The sequence below is a fragment of the Chitinivorax tropicus genome (assembly GCF_014202905.1).
GTDB classification, from domain to species: Bacteria; Pseudomonadota; Gammaproteobacteria; order Burkholderiales; family SCOH01; genus Chitinivorax; species Chitinivorax tropicus.
The window spans coordinates 139,616-155,459 of sequence record NZ_JACHHY010000010.1 but is presented as its reverse complement, the minus strand read 5'-3'; the positions used below and the strand labels follow the sequence as shown (position 1 = coordinate 155,459).

Annotated in this window: 20 protein-coding genes; 5 read left to right on the top strand and 15 right to left on the bottom strand. The window is 55.9% G+C overall.

Features of this window, described 5'->3' with window-relative positions; translation table 11 throughout:
- Positions 1-191: 191 nt before the first annotated feature.
- The 3 genes from HNQ59_RS20000 to smpB all read right to left on the bottom strand — a co-directional run bounded on the left by HNQ59_RS20000 (position 192) and on the right by smpB (position 2,892).
- Positions 192-455 (bottom strand): transposase, encoded by a 264-nt coding sequence (locus HNQ59_RS20000; RefSeq protein ID WP_184038397.1) that lies wholly within the window; start codon positions 453-455, stop codon positions 192-194.
- Positions 456-685: 230 nt separating this feature from the next.
- On the bottom strand, positions 686-2,266 hold the full coding sequence (gene guaA / locus HNQ59_RS09750) for a glutamine-hydrolyzing GMP synthase (RefSeq protein WP_184038394.1): 1,581 nt from the start codon (positions 2,264-2,266) through the stop codon (positions 686-688).
- Positions 2,267-2,277: 11 nt separating this feature from the next.
- Positions 2,278-2,892, bottom strand: a complete 615-nt coding sequence (smpB, locus tag HNQ59_RS09745) for an SsrA-binding protein SmpB (protein ID WP_281397200.1) — start codon at positions 2,890-2,892, stop codon at positions 2,278-2,280.
- 25 nt (positions 2,893-2,917) lie between these two features.
- Here smpB and HNQ59_RS09740 point away from each other — a divergent pair, with 25 nt between their 5' ends.
- Both HNQ59_RS09740 and HNQ59_RS09735 read left to right on the top strand, forming a co-directional pair.
- Complete coding sequence (locus HNQ59_RS09740; protein ID WP_184038390.1) at positions 2,918-3,352, top strand: type II toxin-antitoxin system RatA family toxin; 435 nt, start codon at positions 2,918-2,920, stop codon at positions 3,350-3,352.
- Positions 3,349-3,651: an RnfH family protein gene (locus HNQ59_RS09735; protein WP_184038388.1), complete on the top strand. Its 303-nt coding sequence runs from the start codon at positions 3,349-3,351 to the stop codon at positions 3,649-3,651. Before HNQ59_RS09740 ends, HNQ59_RS09735 begins: the two co-directional genes overlap by 4 nt.
- An 88-nt stretch (positions 3,652-3,739) precedes the next feature.
- Here HNQ59_RS09735 and HNQ59_RS09730 read toward each other — a convergent pair whose 3' ends face one another.
- A complete protein-coding gene (locus HNQ59_RS09730; protein WP_184038386.1) occupies positions 3,740-4,174 on the bottom strand; it encodes a P-II family nitrogen regulator in 435 nt (144 codons plus the stop codon).
- Positions 4,175-4,480: 306 nt separating this feature from the next.
- Here HNQ59_RS09730 and radA point away from each other — a divergent pair, with 306 nt between their 5' ends.
- Complete coding sequence (gene radA / locus HNQ59_RS09725) at positions 4,481-5,830, top strand: DNA repair protein RadA (protein WP_184038384.1); 1,350 nt, start codon at positions 4,481-4,483, stop codon at positions 5,828-5,830.
- An 81-nt stretch (positions 5,831-5,911) separates the two neighbouring features.
- On the opposite strand, the gene HNQ59_RS09720 is transcribed toward radA, so the two are convergent.
- Positions 5,912-6,247 carry a hypothetical protein gene (locus HNQ59_RS09720; protein ID WP_184038381.1) on the bottom strand — a complete coding sequence of 112 codons (336 nt, stop codon included), beginning with the start codon at positions 6,245-6,247 and terminating at the stop codon, positions 5,912-5,914.
- 510 nt (positions 6,248-6,757) lie between these two features.
- Here HNQ59_RS09720 and HNQ59_RS09715 point away from each other — a divergent pair.
- Positions 6,758-7,558 carry an iron-containing redox enzyme family protein gene (locus HNQ59_RS09715; protein WP_184038378.1) on the top strand — a complete coding sequence of 267 codons (801 nt, stop codon included), beginning with the start codon at positions 6,758-6,760 and terminating at the stop codon, positions 7,556-7,558.
- Between the two features lie 64 nt (positions 7,559-7,622).
- On the opposite strand, the gene HNQ59_RS09710 is transcribed toward HNQ59_RS09715, so the two are convergent.
- A complete protein-coding gene (locus HNQ59_RS09710; RefSeq protein WP_184038375.1) occupies positions 7,623-8,402 on the bottom strand; it encodes a ferredoxin--NADP reductase in 780 nt (259 codons plus the stop codon).
- Positions 8,403-8,824: 422 nt separating this feature from the next.
- On the opposite strand from HNQ59_RS09710, the gene HNQ59_RS09705 reads away from it, so the two are divergent.
- Complete coding sequence (locus HNQ59_RS09705; RefSeq protein WP_184038434.1) at positions 8,825-9,031, top strand: dodecin; 207 nt, start codon at positions 8,825-8,827, stop codon at positions 9,029-9,031.
- Here HNQ59_RS09705 and HNQ59_RS09700 read toward each other — a convergent pair whose 3' ends face one another.
- From HNQ59_RS09700 to mltG, 9 genes are all read right to left on the bottom strand, one after another.
- Entirely contained in the window at positions 9,032-9,226 is a 195-nt protein-coding gene (locus tag HNQ59_RS09700; protein WP_184038372.1) for a hypothetical protein, read from the bottom strand. It abuts the gene before it with no gap.
- A 131-nt stretch (positions 9,227-9,357) separates the two neighbouring features.
- Positions 9,358-10,686 (bottom strand): FAD-dependent oxidoreductase, encoded by a 1,329-nt coding sequence (locus HNQ59_RS09695; RefSeq protein ID WP_184038369.1) that lies wholly within the window; start codon positions 10,684-10,686, stop codon positions 9,358-9,360.
- Positions 10,687-10,913: 227 nt separating this feature from the next.
- A complete protein-coding gene (locus HNQ59_RS09690) occupies positions 10,914-11,672 on the bottom strand; it encodes an MBL fold metallo-hydrolase (protein WP_184038432.1) in 759 nt (252 codons plus the stop codon).
- A gap of 2 nt (positions 11,673-11,674) precedes the next feature.
- Positions 11,675-12,448: a TatD family hydrolase gene (locus HNQ59_RS09685; RefSeq protein WP_184038366.1), complete on the bottom strand. Its 774-nt coding sequence runs from the start codon at positions 12,446-12,448 to the stop codon at positions 11,675-11,677.
- Positions 12,449-12,555: 107 nt separating this feature from the next.
- Positions 12,556-12,927 (bottom strand): PilZ domain-containing protein, encoded by a 372-nt coding sequence (locus HNQ59_RS09680; RefSeq protein ID WP_184038363.1) that lies wholly within the window; start codon positions 12,925-12,927, stop codon positions 12,556-12,558.
- Complete coding sequence (gene holB / locus HNQ59_RS09675; RefSeq protein ID WP_184038360.1) at positions 12,920-13,927, bottom strand: DNA polymerase III subunit delta'; 1,008 nt, start codon at positions 13,925-13,927, stop codon at positions 12,920-12,922. Before holB ends, HNQ59_RS09680 begins: the two co-directional genes overlap by 8 nt.
- On the bottom strand, positions 13,924-14,532 hold the full coding sequence (gene tmk / locus HNQ59_RS09670; RefSeq protein ID WP_184038358.1) for a dTMP kinase: 609 nt from the start codon (positions 14,530-14,532) through the stop codon (positions 13,924-13,926). Before tmk ends, holB begins: the two co-directional genes overlap by 4 nt.
- Positions 14,533-14,539: 7 nt before the next feature.
- A complete protein-coding gene (locus HNQ59_RS09665; RefSeq protein ID WP_184038355.1) occupies positions 14,540-14,830 on the bottom strand; it encodes a YciI family protein in 291 nt (96 codons plus the stop codon).
- A 2-nt stretch (positions 14,831-14,832) separates the two neighbouring features.
- Entirely contained in the window at positions 14,833-15,828 is a 996-nt protein-coding gene (mltG, locus tag HNQ59_RS09660; protein WP_184038430.1) for an endolytic transglycosylase MltG, read from the bottom strand.
- Between the last annotated feature and the right edge of the window lie 16 nt (positions 15,829-15,844).

The following is a 15,844-nucleotide window of genomic DNA, read 5'->3' as shown; positions in this document are numbered from 1 at the left end:
GGGTGATCCGAAGCGACGACGCTGCTCCGCTAGCTCAACCAGCCGGTTCCGCAGTGCCTCATCACGATCAATAGGCGGTGGTCGCCGGAACGTTTTACGATTCACACCAACCAGCGTGCAGGCCCGCCGTTCAGATATGCCACGAGATGTAATCAAATGCTCCGCAGCACGGCATCGATCGGCAGGCCGACTCAGTTTTTTGCCAGCACTTCCTTCAGCATCTCAATATCAAGTGCCTGGTTCGCCACCATCCGCTTCAACCGGGCATTCTCGTCTTCGAGTTGCTTGAGCCGTCGGGCGTCAGATGCATCCATTCCGCCAAACTTGTTACGCCAGTTGTAGAACGTCGCATCTGAAATACCGTGCTTGCGACACAACTCGGCAACAGGCATGCCGCCTTCTGCTTCTTTCAGGATGCCAATGATCTGGACTTCGTTGAATCTCGCCTTGCGCATGTGAGCTCCTATCGCCCTCCATGCTAACTAATTCTTGGTATACCGTGGTGGGGAAAGGTCAATCATGGCATCACTAAATGAGCATACCAACTTCGATGCCACGAAATGTAAGTGCTTGGCATTGCCAACTCTTGCCAGTCGTTGCCAGACGCAGACATGAAAAACCCGCACGGATGCGGGTTTCAGGGGTGGTTGGTGCTAGCCCGTGCCAGCTATTGCCAGACGCGGGATCATTCCCACTCAATCGTGGCAGGTGGTTTGCCAGAGACATCATAAACCACTCGATTGATGCCTCGTACTTCGTTGATGATGCGATTGGAGGTGCGTCCAAGTAGGTCATAGGGCAGCTCTGCCCAGTGTGCGGTCATGAAGTCGGTGGTGACTACGGCGCGCAGGGCGACTACATAGTCGTATGTGCGGCCATCGCCCATGACACCGACGGACTTGACCGGCAGGAAGACTGCGAATGCTTGGCTGGTGAGGTCATACCAGCTTTTGCCATCGGCATTCTTGGTGTTGCGCAGCTCCTCGATGAAAATCGCGTCGGCGCGGCGCAGCAGGTCGGCATAGTCGCGTTTAACTTCGCCCAGTATCCGCACGCCCAGGCCGGGGCCGGGGAAGGGGTGGCGATATACCATGTCGTGGGGTAGACCCAGCGCGATGCCCAGTTGGCGGACTTCGTCTTTGAATAGTTCGCGTAGGGGTTCAAGAAGTTTGAGGTTCAATGTCTCTGGCAGGCCGCCGACATTGTGGTGACTCTTGATGGTGTGGGCCTTCTTGGTCTTGGCGCCTGCCGATTCGATGACGTCCGGGTAGATGGTGCCTTGTGCCAGCCATTTTGCATTGGGCAGTTTCTTGGCTTCGTGCTGGAAAACCTCCACAAATTCACGACCAATGATCTTGCGTTTTTGCTCTGGGTCGGTCACGCCTTCCAGGTGTTGCATGAAGGTTTCACTGGCATCGACATGGATGACTTTGACGCCCAGGTTGCGGGCGAACATGTCCATGACCATCTGCCCTTCATTCAGCCGCAATAGGCCGTGATCAACGAATACACAGGTCAATTTGTCGCCAATGGCGCGGTGGATCAGTGCGGCAGCTACAGATGAGTCAACGCCGCCCGACAGGCCGAGGATGACTTCTTCGTCGCCCACTTGCTCGCGGATCTTGATGATGGCTTCGTCGATGTAATTGGGCATCGTCCAAGCGGGTTTGGCATTGCAGATGTGAAGCACAAAGCGGTGTAGCATTTCAGTGCCGCGCTTGGTGTGGGTCACTTCCGGGTGGAACTGTACCGCATAGCAGTGCCGGTCTTCATTGGCCATGGCCGCAATCGGGCAGGATGGGTTTTCAGCGATGACCTTGAATCCATCTGGGAGTGTGGTGACCTTGTCGCCGTGGCTCATCCAGACATCCAGCAGGCCGTGGCCGGCGTCATTGGTACGATCCTGCAAACCCTCCAGCAGTTTGCTATGACCACGGGCGCGGATTTCTGCATAGCCAAACTCACGCACCTTGCCGGCTTCGACTTTGCCGCCCAGCATCTGGGCCATCCATTGCATGCCATAGCAGATGCCCAAGACGGGAATGCCAAGCTCAAACAGGGCTGGGTCGGCTTGGTAGTCGCTCTCGTATACCGAGTTGGGGCCGCCGGACAGGATGATCCCCTTGGGATTGAATGCGCGGATTGCATCGATGCTCATATCGAAAGGATGCAATTCGCAGTAGACATGCGCTTCGCGGACGCGTCGTGCAATCAGTTGGGTGACTTGAGAACCGAAGTCCAGGATGAGGATTTTGTCCATGGGCATTCCTTGCGGGGTTAAACCTTATTACGTAGCAAGCGGGCTTTTTCACGCTGCCATTCGCGTGTTTTTTCGCTTTCACGTTTGTCGTGTTGCTTCTTGCCTTTTGCCAGGCCGACTTCAGCTTTGATCCGGCCCTTGGTGTAGTGTAGGTCGAGTGGGATCAGTGTGTAGCCAGCGCGCTCGACTTTGCCGATCAGGCGGCGGATTTCTTCAATATGCAGGAGTAGCTTGCGTGTGCGTAGCGGGTCGGGCTGCACGTGGGTCGAGGCGGATAGCAGGGGGGTGATGTGGCAGCCGAACAGGTAGATCTCGCTGTTGCGCACAATGACGTAGGCTTCCTTGAGTTGTACTCGACCTGCGCGGATGGCTTTGACTTCCCAGCCTGCCAGCACAATGCCGGCCTCGAACTTTTCTTCGATAAAGTAATCGTGAAAGGCTTTGCGGTTGTTGATGATGCTCATCTGGCTTGATGCCTTAATGGTTGACCTGATTCGAAGGCCATATTGTGGATGCTGTACGGGGCTACTACAGTAACCAATATCGATTCGAGAAACGAAGCATGGCGCACAGGGCTTGCTGGAACCCCACTTGGCTGCAGCGCGAGCAACGAATCGGGTAAAATCAGGCATTTTACCAGTTTTCAGGCAAAAACCGATGCATCAAGTTGTCAAGACTGTGCTGGTGGAGCACACCGCACAGCAAATGTACCATCTGGTCGAAGCGATCGAGCAATATCGGGAGTTTTTGCCCTGGTGTGGCGGAACGCAGGTGCTGTCCAGGCAGGGTGAAGAGACGACCGCGACGCTGTTCATCGATTATCATGGGCTGAAACATCAGTTCACGACCAGGAATACCAATCAGCCTGGCCAGCGTATCGATATGTTGCTGGTGGATGGGCCATTTCAACATCTGGAAGGATTGTGGCTGTTCACGCCACTGGGCGAGGCCGCGTGCAAGATCGAGTTCAAGCTGAGTTATGAATTCTCAAATGGTGTTCTTGAGAAAATCATCGGCCCGGTCTTCAGCAAAATTGCCAATACGTTTGTGGATGCTTTCATCCGACGGGCAGACAAGGTGTATGCCCCATGATCAGTATTCGGGTCGAAGTGGTGTACGCCCTGGCAAGTCAGCAGACCTTGCTGAGCCTGACGGTGCCTGAAGGCACGACAGCCAAGCAGGCCATTGAGATGTCGGGCTTGTTTGGCAAACATCCGGAGCTGGCGGCGCAGGTCTTGAAACTGGGCGTTTTCTCCAGGCCTATCACACCGGACACGGTGCTGCGTGATCGTGATCGTGTTGAAATCTACCGCCCGTTGCAGGCTGATCCAAAGGCGGTCAGGCGACAACGGGCAGAGTCCAATCCTCTTGGGAGGCGGCAACGAACGTGAACATAGACGCATGAGAGCTGGTTTGTACCATCAAGTGTCGGTTGATACGATTTGATGATCCACGCCAGCAGGGTCGGGTGTCACGGTATCATTTGCCACGGCGATCCAGCGGGCCACGCAGGCGACGATCCGGTTTGACATAGATGCGTCGCTCCACTGTGGGCTGAAGCTGAATCTCCGCGTGGAAGCGACGATCATTTCCAGCTCGCCTTTCATTGCCAGTCCGTCGATCAATGCCTGCCGGCACGCCCTCGATGAAGTACATCTGTGCGGGCTGAACCAATTGATTGATGAATTCCAGTAAATCATCTTGTAAGTAATGGGGTTTTCCATCAATCAGCAGAAAAGAAATCACCGGGTCGGAGCGACGATCACTTTGCAGCCATTCGGCAGCGTTTTTATGCAAAAGAAAGGGTTGAAGAAAATCGGCAGCTTGTTGTTCGGTCAACAACTGAGCCCGGGGCTGTTGCCCCATCCCTTTCTCGCCGGGTTTGAAATAGTCAAGCCAACGCCAAACGCCCATGTTTATCCCCTGAAAATTTGAAATCGTTTGCCAGTTTTCTGGTCTTATTGTGTTGATAGACCATCAGCAATCTTTGTGCCAGAAAAAGAAAATTTAAACATGACAAGGAATTGTCAGTCGCAAGTCAATGAATTTTCAATAACATGTAAAAATCATCGACGTCGTTTCTGTGACAGATTTCTGAATCAATAGTTCAAAACTCACACGGATTCATAATTGAATAAATATGTCAATTGCAATATTCTCGAGTGAGACCATCGTCATTTGTCAAGTTGCGCTGTATTTTCTCGGCTGGGGTGTATGTCAATGAGTAAAATAAAAACCGCATATAGTTGTGCGGCTTGTGGTGGGCAATCTTCAAAGTGGCAGGGGCAGTGCCCGCATTGCGGGGAGTGGAATACCCTCAGTGAAACGATTTTGGAAAGCACGCAAAAGCGCTTTGCCGGATTGGCGAAATCCAGTGAGGTGCAGTCGCTTTCCGCCGTGACAGCGGAAGAGGTGCCACGACACCCGACCGGTATCGATGAGTTGGATCGTGTGCTGGGCGGGGGGTTGGTCAAAGGCGCGGTGGTATTGATCGGTGGCGATCCGGGAATCGGCAAGTCCACGCTGCTGCTGCAGGCCCTGGCACAAGTAGGGGTGACGCGGCATGTGCTCTATGTCAGTGGTGAGGAATCCGCACAGCAGATTGCGTTGCGCGCCAAACGGTTGGCGGTTGATGCCGCCTCTGTGCGGCTGTTGGCCGAGATCCAGCTGGAAAGGATTGCCGCGACGCTGGCCACGGAAAAGCCGGATGTCGTGGTGATCGACTCGATTCAGACCGTGTACACCGATACGTTGCAATCTGCGCCGGGGAGCGTAGCCCAGGTCAGGGAGTGTGCGGCGCAACTGACCCGGTACGCCAAATCGCATGGTACGACCATGATCATCGTCGGCCATGTCACCAAAGAGGGTGCACTGGCGGGGCCAAGGGTGCTGGAACATATTGTGGACTCGGTGCTGTATTTCGAAGGGGATACGCATTCCAGTTTTCGTTTGATCCGGGCAATCAAGAATCGGTTTGGTGCGGTCAATGAGCTGGGTGTCTTTGCCATGACGGACAAGGGGCTGCGTGGTGTGTCCAACCCTTCTGCCTTGTTTTTGTCGCAGCACGAAGAGCCGGTTCCGGGCTCTTGTGTCATGGTGACGCAGGAGGGTACCCGCCCGCTGCTGGTCGAAGTACAGGCATTGGTCGATGATGCCCACTCGCCCAATCCACGTCGTTTGTCAGTGGGGCTGGAGCAGAACAGGTTGGCTATGCTGTTGGCGGTGTTGCATCGCCATGCCGGGATCGGCTGTTTCGATCAGGACGTGTTCATCAATGCTGTTGGCGGTGTAAAAATTGCCGAGCCGGCGGCAGATCTTGCCGTGTTGTTGGCGGTGGTGTCTTCGATGCGGAATCGGGCCTTGACTGAGAAAATGGTGGTATTTGGTGAGGTGGGGCTGGCCGGGGAGGTGCGACCGGTGCAGCGTGGGCAGGAGCGATTGAAGGAGGCTGCCAAGCTGGGCTTTACCAAGGCTATTGTCCCGAAGGCCAATCGCCCCAAGACGCCTATCGAAGGGATGGAGGTGATTGCGGTCGAGCGTTTGGCGGACGCAGTCGCCCAGTGCCGTTAGGGGAGGGTACCTGGCGATAAAGGGCGGCTTCGATGTCGAGCCGCGAGGCCATTCAACTGGATGGCCAGTGGCGCACGAAGCTCAGCTGGCACGCATCAGTTTTCGGTAGTCGTATTCGCTCAATTCAAAACAGTCGGTGGGGACTTCGTCGCTGTCACTGGTGTCGATGACCACTTTGACGTAACGACCGACTTTCTTCCAGATGGCAACCGACACCCGTTGGGCGAAGGCCTGTTCGCTTTCATCTGGGAGAAAGCCTGCTTCGGCTGAGGCTTGCAGGAAAAAAACCTTGTTTTTCTCCAATTTGTTGATGTAGTGAGGTGATGTCCATGCCTCGCGGATGGCGGTGAGGGCTTTTTTGACCTCGGTTGCACCAAGGGGGGCGACGGAGATGTGAACCCGGTAGTGTTTGCCCATGAGGCGATCCTCCGGTGAGAGCCTGGATCATTCTTGATTTAGTTGTAACACGAAGCGTTGTCACACTCAAGAAATAGGTTGTACCAGGCCTAGGTTTGCAAGGATGGCTGCCGCCATTGCGATCAGCCTTGTTGATCAGGTGGTTGTTTGTTGATTCTGATAAATATACCAATCACGTAAATCCGGCTATATGCAGGTAGTGAATTGGGTGAATCCCAGCGTTCCTTGCGTTGGCAAGATCTGCAAGGGGGCATGATTCATTGGCAGATGGAGCATGTCGTCGGATCATGGTGTTGATCTGCTGATGTATGGTGGCTTGTAATGGCGGGCCAGTCATGAGGTCGGACACTTTTCGCGATGGTCAGTAATGAAAGTTCTTTCAATCGGCTATGTGGTGTCAATAGTTTGGCTGGATGGAAATTGTTTTAAAAATTAATATATTGGCATTGATTTTTAATCCGTATATTCGATGTGGAAAGCGTAGGTCAGTTCCGGTTTTGGAGGCATGCCATGTCTGTGAGCCAATCACACTCGACTTTTTCTGGCCCTGTTGTTTTGGATCAACACTACCAGCTGATTTCGAGCGAGCGCTTGTCGGAAATTGCACGACAGTATGATTGGATCGTTGGACCGATCCATCGGGCCAGCGAAACGGTGCGGGGTATGCCATTCTTTGAATTCATCCAGCACATGCAATCCCCTCGGGATTTCAAGGCGTGTGCGTGTCAGCTTTATTATCATTCTGCAACTTTTCCCAAGGTCATGGGTTTGATGCTCGGGCTGACCCCCATGCACGAGAACCACATGATGCCCTTTTATTCAGCGCATGCATCCGGGGAATCCACCCATCACCAGCTGTTGTTGAAATGGATGCTCAAGCAAGGCCTGCTGCAATCGTCAGATGAGATTCGGGCGGTCATCACCACACCGGAAACCAACGCTTGTGTGAATCTGGCATATCAGATGGCGGTTGAGCAGGATCGTGACAAATGGCTGGTGGCGTTGAATTGTGGTATCGAGCGTTGCTCAAATGACTTTTTCAAGGTGGTTGCACCGACCATGCAACGATTGGGGGCAGGCGACGAGTATTTTGATATCCACGTCGAAGCGGATGAACATCACAGCATCATGGGGTTGGAGTACATTCATGCAGACCTGTCGCCAGAGCGGCAGCGGATGCTGATTGCCAAGAGCCTGGAAGGGATCACGCTATGGGCGGCGATGCTGCATTCATGGATTGGCATGACAGCGGTGCCGGTATTTGACCTGGAAGGATGCTTGGTGCATCGCCCAGTCTGGCAGTGTCATTGAGTGTCTTCATGAAAAAACGGCCTGTCTTTTCAACAGGCCGTCTTCTGGTTGGTATACGACTGGATCATTTCTCGACGAATGCGCGCTCGATCACATAATCGCCGGGCTCGCCAACGCGAGGTGATACCTTGAAACCTCTTGAATCCAGCATTGCGCAGGTGTCTTTCAGCATGCTCGGGCTGCCGCAGATCATGGCGCGGTCAGTTTCGGGGTTCAGCTGCGGCAGGCCAATGTCTGCACACAGCTTGCCGGAATCCACCAAATCACCCAGACGACCTTGATTACGGAATGTCTCACGGGTCACCGCTGGGTAATAGATTAACTTGTCACGAATCGCCTCGCCAAAGAATTCATTCTCGGGCAATTGCTTGGTGATGAAGTCTGCATACGCCAATTCACTGACTGTCCGCACACCATGGAACAGAATGACTTTTTCAAACCGCTCATAGGTTTCCGGGTCTTGGATGATGCTCATGAACGGTGCCAAACCCGTTCCGGTGCCAAACAAGTACAGGTGTTTGCCAGGCTTCAGGTCATCCAGCACCAAGGTGCCGGTGGGCTTGCGGCTGACGAGGATCTGGTCGCCCTCCTTCAAGTGTTGCAGGCGTGATGTCAGCGGCCCGTTCTGTACCTTGATGGAGAAGAACTCCATGTGTTCCTCATAATTCGGGCTGGCAATGCTGTAAGCACGCATCAGAGGTCGACCTTCAACTTCCAGGCCGATCATCACAAAATGGCCGTTGTGAAAACGCAGGCCTTGATCACGGGTGGTCTTGAAGCTGAACAGGGTATCGTTCCAGTGGTGGACACTCAAAACGCGTTCGGTGAAGTAGGAAGCGGACATGCTCGACTCAGTCAAAAAAATAGGGTGGGCAATACGATCGGATCATCAAGTGTGTATCTGCTCAGGACGTTGATCGCATTCGTGAATTTGCCGAGATTCTACCAGTAAATCCATCGAATTTATCGCGTAATACCGATATTTCATATTCGAAAAATCGATAGCACGATGCTTGCATCCGACAACACTACAGCAAATTGCAAAGCAATATCTTGCGATGCATCAATTGCTTTGCCTAGCCGGGAATGTACTGAGATCCTGAGAGTCGGCCTGGTGCAAGGCGTTTCCAAGTGGTGCCTGGAAAGCCAGGGCTGGAGCTGATTTGCCAGGCCTGCCTGCGAATGGGCAGCCAGGGTAGGGGGACATTGCTATGCTGAACATGAAGGAAGGATGGCGTGGGTGACCAAAAACAGGAGGGGTGCAACATGACCGGGCATGTCTATAAGTTGGTGGAGCTGGTTGGGTCGTCGGACAAGGGGTCGGATGAGGCTGTTCGTAATGCGATTGAAAAAGCAGCACAGACCCTCCATCACCTCGATTGGTTTGAGGTGATCGAAACGCGTGGCCAGTTGGTGAATGGCCAGATTGCCCACTGGCAGGTTACGCTGAAAGTGGGCTTTCGCGTGGAGTGATCAGCCGATGTGCACCCAGCTGGCGGAGCCCGCCTCGTCATGAGCACGGGCGAATTGTCGCCAGGATTGATCTGCGCTGATCATGGCGTCTGCAACCTCTTGGGCGGACTGGCAGGGGTGGTCGCCATAGAGCGCGCAGAGGACGGGGTCGAATTCGGCCAGTGCTTCCTGTGGTGAGAGTAGGGGATCGTTCATCGTCTTCTCCTTTGCAGACAGGTGGGCTGCAATGCCCCAGCCAGCAGAGGGCTGCGGATGGTCGGGGCAAGGTTGGGTTTGATTGACCCAACCTGTAGTTAGAGTGGATTGATGCGTGCCGGTTCCCGATATCAATGCAATTTGATTCGAGGATTGCGTACGCGGGCAATGGTTTCCGCCCAGGTGGCAAGCCAGGTGCGGAACCAGCCATTGATGGCCACTTGGTGTTTTTTATACAGCGACCAATACATCACCTTGGCGAATAGCCCTTCGATGAACAGGCTGCCTTTTGCCAGACCGCCCATCAATGAGCCGACCGTGCTGTATTCACCTAGCGAGACCAATGAGCCATGGTCGTGGTAGCGAAAGGTCGGGAGAGCTTTGCCTTTCAATCGATTGGTCAGCGTCTTGACCATCATGGTGGCTTGCTGATGTGCCGCCTGGGCGCGTGGTGGGACAGCAGGTTTGCCCTCGCCCTGTGGGCAGGTCGCACAATCCCCCATTGCGAAGATATTTGGATCACGGGTGGTTTGCAGGTGCTGATCAACCACCAGCTGATTCAGTCGATTGGTTTCCAGGCCGTCGATGTCTTTCAGGAAGTCAGGTGCCTTGATGCCGGCGGCCCATACTACCAGGCCGCTGGGGATGAATTTGCCACTTGCCATGCTCACGCCTTGCGGTGATACCTCGACCACTCGTTCGTTGGCATGTATTTCCACATCGATCTTGCGCAATTCCAGGCCGACTGCCGCTGACACACGTTCTGGCAGCATAGAGAGCAGGCGGGGAGCTGCATCGACGATGACGATTTTCAAGTCTTTTTCCGGGTGGATATTGGCAAAACCATAGCTGCTCAGAATGCGGGTGGTCATATGCAGCTCTGCCGACAGCTCCACACCCGTTGCGCCCCCGCCAATGATGGTGACGGTCATCCGCCCCTCGCCTGCGGCCTGTTTGGTGGCTTGGGCACGGATGCAGGCGTTGATCAGCTTGTGGTGGAAGCGCTCAGCGGCGGCGGCGGAGTCGAGCATGATGGCGTGTTCTCGGGCGCCTGGGGTGTGGAAATCATTGGTCTGGCTGCCAATGGCCAGCACAAGGTTGTCGTAGGGAATCGATTGCCTGGGAAGGAGCTCTTCGCCATTTTCATCAAGTGTGGGGGCGAGGTAGATTTCCCGCTTGGCGCGGGCCAGGCCATCCATGCGGCCCAGGCGGAAGGTGAAGTGATGCCAGCGTGCCAGCGCCAGGTATTCAAGTTCATCGGCGTGGCTGTCGAGTGTGCCGGCGGCAACTTGGTGCAGTAGTGGTTTCCAAAGGTGGGTTCGGGCGGCATCGATCAGCACGATTTCGGCTTGTTTCCGCTTGCCCAGTTTGTCGCCTAGGCGCACTGCCAGTTCCAGGCCGCCGGCTCCGCCGCCAACAATCACAATACGAGGTAACGCTTGTTCTCCAGGGTGAGTCACGTTTCTTCTCCAAATGCTGCACCGCAGCAATCGTCAGCCATTATATGCTGCTTGCGCCGAAATGAATATGCTTTCGACAAGATGCCGTATTCATTTTTCAGCAGGGTGGGATGCTGATGGTGGCTTTGTTCAGGGGGCAGATTGCTTGAGCGCGTGCAGGCCAGCGCGGATGTGGCGTCTTGGCCTCGGCAGGCCATAAGGGGGCTGTTGTATTGGGGGCGCGGGCGTCAGATGGTCAGGTGCAGTCCGTCGTAGCCTACGGCGATATTCGCTGGCAGCTGGCTTTGCAGGGCATGGTATTCCAGGTCGTGCGTCATGTGGATCAGGTAGGTCTGCCCAGCACCAATCCGCTGGGCATGGTCAATGGCTTGCTCGACGCCGAAATGGCTCGGGTAGGGGGTGGCTTTCAGGCAGTCCAGCAACAGGATGTCCAGGCCTTGTAATAAGGGCCAGGAGGCGTCCGGGATGTCGTTGACATCGGTGATGTAGGCGATGTTGCCGATGCGGTAGCCATGGATGAGCCAGCGGCCATGTACCACTGGGATTGGCGTGATGGTCACGCCGCCGAATTCAAACGGGCCTTCCACAGGCCGTGCATCAAGAATGGGCTTGTCCCAGAATTGACCCGGTGGGAAAAAACAATATGCAAAGCGCTGCTGGATGTCATGGATGGTGAATGGATTGCCATAGATGGGTATGGCTGCCCGCTGGTGGTAGCAGAAGGCGCGGAGATCGTCGATACCATTCAGGTGGTCGGCATGAGGATGGGTGTAGAGCACTGCGTCAACCCGCTTGATACCTTCGCGTAGCGCCTGCAGGCGCAGATCGGGCCCGGTGTCGATCAGCAGATTGAGGCCGTTGACCTGGATCAAGGCCGAGGCTCGTGTGCGTTGATTGCGCGGGTCGTCTGATCGGCAGGTTGCACATTCACAGCCGATGATCGGTGTGCCCGCACTGGAGCCGCTGCCGAGCAGGGTGAATTCCATGGTCATGGTCTGGCCGCACGGAACAGGTTGAAGAAATTGGCCGTGGTGGCGGTGGCAATCGCATCAACCGTGGTTTCACGTAAATCGGCAATGTGCTCAGCCACGTGCTTTACCAGCGCCGGGTGGTTCATTTTGCCCCGGAACGGAACTGGCGCCAGGTATGGTGAGTCGGTTTCGATCAGCATGCGTTCCAACGGCGTACGTCGGGCCACTTCTTTCAGCTCCACTGCATTTTTGAAGGTGACGATGCCTGAGAAGGAGATGTGGAAATTCTCAGCAATGGCCGCCTCGGCCACGGCCCAGCTCTCAGTGAAGCAATGCATCACGCCGCCCACCTCGCATGCGCCTTCCTCCCGCATGATGCGCAACGTATCCTCTGCCGCAGCGCGGGTGTGGATGATCAGCGGCTTGCCGCAGGATTTGGCTGCGCGGATATGGGTGCGGAACCGCTCGCGTTGCCACTCCAGGTCGCCAGTCAGCCGGTAGTAATCCAGGCCGGTTTCGCCAATGGCAATCACTTTGGGGTGCTGGGCGAGCTCGATCAGTTGCTCGACACTGGGTTCAGGCGTGTCTTCGTAGTCCGGATGGACGCCGACCGATGCGTAGATGTTGGGATAGCGCTCGGCCATCTCGATCACACCTGGCCATTCTGGCAGGCTGACTGACACGCATAGCGCATGGCTGACCTGATTGTCCGCCATCTGCTTGAGTAGCAGATCGGCCTGGTTGGCGAGGTCTGGAAAATTGATATGGCAGTGTGAATCGACAAATGGCATGTTATTACTGGCAGAAAACAGGCTTGATCAACCGGATCAAGTCAATATAAAGAAAAAGCCGTTGCACGTCATGTTGACGGGCAACGGCCAGATGATACGTCAAATGCCTACATTGTGTGCGTCGGGCGATTGGACTGCAGCGCGCTGCCCAGCAGCGACTCGATCTTGTTGCGGGCGGCAATGCCATTCTCGTTCTGGGTGAATTGCACGCCAATGCCTTGGGTGCGATTGCTTTGTGCGCCAGCCGGGGTGATCCAGATCACCTTGCCTGCAACGGCCAGACGGTTGGGGTCATCCATCAAGGTGAGCAACATGAAGACCTCGTCACCGATCTTGTATTGTCGTGAGGTTGGGATGAAGATGCCGCCCCCTTGTACAAAGACCATATAGGCGGCATGCAGCGCGGATTTTTCCTTGATGCTCAGTGACAGCACGCCGGCGCGGGCCGCCGCTGCTGAGGGTTTGTTATCTTCAGCCATGGTTGGTTTGCTTTTTCAGCGTGTCGATATAGGCAAAAAACAGTTGTTCCAAGACAAGCCTGGGATTGAGCGGATGGTGCGCCAGGCGCCGGGCATCCATCAATTGCTTGCCGAATTCATTCAGCCGGAGCGGATCGGCTGGTCTGGCCAGTCTTTCGATCTCGGTCTTGCGCTCCGGATGGTAGCGAATTATGCCGGATAATTGACAGCTTAGCAGGTCATAATGCCATTTTTGTAACCAGTCCACGATTTTCAATATATCGGTTTTCTGCCAGATATCTGCCAGGTGTAATGGGTCGAGCCGCTGGGGCTCGGCCAGGGCCGCGGTGAATGACCGGCGTTCGGCCTGCAAGGCTGGGTCTGCCAGAGACAAGGCCAGTAGCGGGGCGTAGCCGGCTTGCGCCAGTGCTTGTTCCGGCGCTTCCACCCCCTGGGCGGCCAGCCAGCGTGTGGCCTCATCGGTGGAGGGCGCAGCCAGGGTGAAGACGCGACAGCGGCTACGGATGGTGGGTAGCAGCCGTTGTGGCTGGTGGCTGACCAGGATGAACAGCGCACCGGGAGGGGGTTCCTCCAATGTCTTCAGCAAAGCATTGGCAGCGGCGCCATTCATGGCTTCTGCCGGATGTAATAGCGTGATGCGCGAGCCTTGTCGGTGTGAGGTGACGTTCACGAAATCGGTCAGTTCCCGAACCTGTTTGATGCTGATCTGGGTCGGCGCTTTCTTGCTTTTGGTTTCATCATCACCGTCTTCGTCTTCCAGCAGCGTCAGTTCACGGAAGTCCGGATGGCTGTGGTTGGCGAGCCAATGGCAGGCGTCACACTGTCCACAGGGTTGGTGATCCGGTTGCTGGTGCTCGCACAGCAAAGACGCCACCACCTGCTTGGCAAAGGCGACCTTGCCGATGCCCTGTGGCCCAGTCAGTAATAGGGCATGGGGCCAGCGGCTGCGGGTGGTGTTGAGCTGGGCCCAGGCACCGGCATGCCAAGGATGGATACTCATGCGATGAATGTTTCCATGAGGTGGGTAAGCTCTGCGTGGATGTCCGCGATGGGGCGGCTGGCGTCGATGATGCGGAAGCGCTGTGGATAAGCGTGAGCGCGATCCAGATAGGCCTGGCGGACACGTGCATGGAAATCGCTTTGCTCCTGCTCGAAGCGATCCAACTGGCGTGAGCTGGCCATGCGGGCTTGGCTGACGGCCAGTGGGACGTCGAACAGCAGGGTCAGATCCGGCTGGATGCCACCGATCCAGTGCTCCAGCTCGCGCAGCTTGGCCTCGCTCAGGCCCCGTCCCCCGCCTTGGTAAGCGAAGCTGGCATCGGTAAAGCGGTCTGACACCACCCAGCGCCCGGCGGCAAGCGCGGGCTGGATGACTTGGTGCAGGTGTTCGCGCCGCCCGGCAAACATCAGCAGTGCCTCGGTTTCCAGGTGCATGGGTTCATGTAGCAGGAGGGCGCGTAGTTGCTCGCCCAGCGGCGTGCCGCCTGGCTCGCGGGTGATGATATGGTCAATGGCGTGGCGGGCCAGCCACTGTGTGAGCCAGGTCAGATGGGTGCTTTTGCCGGCACCATCGATGCCTTCCAAAGTGATAAAACGTGCAGGCATGGTCTGGCTAGTATTCCTTCAATTTTTCAAGTCCCGGGGCCGTCATGGTCGGGGTGAATTCAATCACATCATAATCAGCGATGCCCTGCTGGTAAAAGGGATCGGCGGCCAGCGTGGCATTCAATGTCTGGCGATCGGCGGCAGTCGCCAAGATCACACCCCCAGTGCGAGGCGTGCGCCGACCGCTGGCCAGGAACACACCAGCTGCATATTGTTGCTGCAGGTAATCGATGTGCGCAGGCAGGGCGGCATCGACTGCCGTCAATGGTACGCGATAGGTCAGGGTGATGAGGAACATGATCAACGACTCCGGATGTATTTATCGACAGCGCGGTTATGTTCATCAAGCGAGCCGGAGAAGTGGGAGCTGCCATCGCCGCGTGCAACGAAATACAAGGCATCGGTACGGGCCGGGTTCACCGCCGCCTGCAGCGACTGCAAACCGGGCAGGGCAATCGGTGTGGGTGGCAGGCCGCCTCGGGTGTAGGTGTTGTAGGGGGTGTCGTTCTGCAGGTCGGCCTTGCGCAAGTCGCCATCAAATTTGGCGCCCAGCCCATAGATCACACTTGGGTCGGTTTGCAGGCGCATGCCTTTCTTCAGGCGATTCACAAACACCCCACCGATCAGTGTGCGATCCGACGCTCTGCCAGTTTCCTTTTCGATCAGCGAGGCCATGATCAGCGCCTCGTAGGCATCGCGGTACGGAAGGTCTGCGGCGCGTTCGTTCCAGGCTTCTTCAAGGTGTTGCTGCATGGTCTCGTGTGCACGGCGTAGGATCTGCAGGTCGGAGCTGCCCAGCGCCGCGAAATAGGTATCTGGGAAGAACAGGCCCTCTGGATTACGCTGAGGGATGTCCAGCCGGTTGAGGATCTCCTCATCCGTCAACCCCTGGGTGTCGTGCCGCAGGTGGGCATGGCGGTCCAGTGCTTCGCGCATCTGCCGGAATGTCCAGCCCTCGATGATGGTGACGACGCTCAGGTGGAAGTCCCCTTTCTGTAATTTATCCAACAGGATCAGCGGGGTGATTGCCTCGGTAAGCTGATAGCTGCCAGCCTTCAGCTGGGTGCTGCGGCCAGACAGGCGTGCCAGCAGCCAGAAGCTCCAAGGTTCATTCAGCACCTTTTGATGCGTGAGCTGACGGGTGACAGCGCGTAGATTGCTGTCGTGGCGGATTGTGAATGTTTTGGGGTATTGGCCGACGGGCAGCGGGCTGTTGGCAAAATGGAACAGCCAGCCGCCAGATGCGACGATCAGTACGATACCCAGCAACAATAGTATTTTGATGAGCTTGAACAGCAGGCGCATTGTGGTG